The organism is Streptomyces sp. SID5910, from assembly GCF_009862125.1.
Taxonomy (GTDB): Bacteria; Actinomycetota; Actinomycetes; order Streptomycetales; family Streptomycetaceae; genus Streptomyces.
On record NZ_WWHX01000926.1, the window covers coordinates 1 to 1,969 of the forward strand.

Below are 1,969 nucleotides of genomic sequence, written 5' to 3' on the forward strand. Positions count from 1 at the left end.
TGAGGGCGTCCCGGACCGCCGTACGGCTCAGCCGCTCCCGCGAGTTCCTGCGCAGCAGGCCCTGCACCACCTGGGTGAGCGGGCCGGCCCGCACCGGGGTGCGCAGCGGCAGCCGGTCCACGCCCTTCAGGGTGGCCTCGGGGCGGCCCCGGTCACGGAACGCCGGGCGGCCCTCGGCCATCGCGTAGAGGATCGCGCCCAGCGTCCACAGGTCGGCGGCCGGCCCGATCCGCTCGTCGCGGGCCTGCTCGGGGGCCGCGTAGGAGGGAGCGGTGAGCCGCGGGGCGAGGGTGGCGCCGGCCAGTCCGAAGCCGGTGACGACGACGGAGCCGTCCTCGCGCACGAACACCTGCCCCGGGCTGAGCTCGCCGTGCGTGACGCCCTGGCCGTGCGCCGCCTCCAGCACGTCCAGCAGCTCCAGGCCGACGCGTGCCGCCCGCGGATGGTCGAACGGGCCCTGCGCGGTCAGGAGTTCGCTGAGCGGCGTACCCCCGGTCCACTCGGTGACCGTCCACAGGGCGCCGTGCTCCACGACCGCCTCGACCACCGCGGCCACCCGGTCCGGGCACAGCAGCCGCATGGCCTCGCAGGTCCGCACGATGCGGCCGGTCACCCGGCGGGCGCTCTCGTCCGGCGTCTCCTCCGGGAGACCGACCTGGGTCACCAGGCACGGGCGGCCCGTCCCGGCGTCCTCCCCGGACCAGCAGACCCGGTTCGTCTCCCGGTGGACGACCTCGAGCAGGCGGTACCGTCCGGCGACCAGGTCGTGTGTGGAGACGTGCGCCCTGCCCATGGCCATCCCTCGCTCACGCCGCCGGCTGTCGGTCCGCCCAGAGGTACGGTGAGCGGGCCGGGGTGCGTTCAACGGATGCGCGACGTATCACCCGGACTGTCCGGCGCCCGCAGCGCGGGACGCCGGCGTCAGCGCAGCCCGAAGCGGTCCGTCCAGGCCGCCATGTCGGCGGTCGTGGCGTTGCCCCCGCACACCACCAGCCCGAGCCGGGCCCCGTCGCCCACCCGCTCGATCACCTGCCGGGCCGCGGGCAGCAGACAGCCGGCGGCGGGCTCGGTCCATACCTTCGCGTGCTCGGCGAGTTCGGCGCACCCCTGGACGGCCTCCCGGTCGGACACCACGAGCACGTCGTCGACCAGCGCCGACACATGGTCGTACGTCAACCGCGAGACGGACGGGGCGCTGAGCGTCGTGACGACCGACGACAGCGGGACCGGCAGCGGGCCGCCCGCCGCCAGCGCCCGGGACATGGCCTCGGCGCCCGCCGTCTCCACACCCCAGACCCGCACGCCCGGACGCAGCGCGCGCAGCGCCGCCGCCACACCGGAGATCAGCCCGCCGCCGCCGATGCTCACGATCACGTCGGTGAGCTCCCCGGCGTCCTCGGCGAACTCCAGCCCCACGGTGCCCTGCCCGGCGATCACCACGGGGTCGTCGAACGGGTGGACCAGCGTCAGCCCCTCCTCCCGCAACCGCGTCACGAGCGCGAAGGCGCTGTCCATGTCGTCGGTGAGCCGCACCAGGGCGCCCGCCTCCTCGGCGGTCTCCAGCGAACGGGCCGGCGCCGTACGCGGCATGACCACCGTGGCCTTCACGTCGAGGGCGGCGGCCATGACCGCCACGGCGATGCCGTGGTTGCCGCCGCTGACCGCCACGACACCGGCGGCCCGCTCGGCCTCGGTCAGCGACAGCAGTTTCGCCGTGGCGCCGCGCGCCTTGAACGACCCGGTGCGCTGGAGCAGCTCCAGCTTGGCGGTGACCGGTGCCCCGAGCAGCGCGGTCAGCCCCGGGCTCGGCACCGTCGGGGTGCGTACGACATGGCCGGCGATCCGTTCGGCCGCGGCTTCGATCTCCGTGATCCCGATCAAGTCAGTCATCCTCCCGGCGCGGGCGGTGATCCACGCCGCTCCGCAGCCTTCCGCGCGCCGTGCCCCAGGTCAACAGGGTTCCCCGGCA

2 protein-coding genes are annotated in these 1,969 nt (G+C 75.4%); both read right to left on the reverse strand.

The window, feature by feature from the left end; genetic code table 11:
• The coding region (locus tag GTW67_RS32935) for a protein kinase domain-containing protein (protein WP_161168415.1) at positions 1–799 on the reverse strand (799 nt) is incomplete at its 3' end.
• 122 nt (positions 800–921) lie between these two features.
• A complete protein-coding gene (locus GTW67_RS32940) occupies positions 922–1,881 on the reverse strand; it encodes a threonine/serine dehydratase family protein (protein WP_161168416.1) in 960 nt (319 codons plus the stop codon).
• Positions 1,882–1,969: the final 88 nt, after the last annotated feature.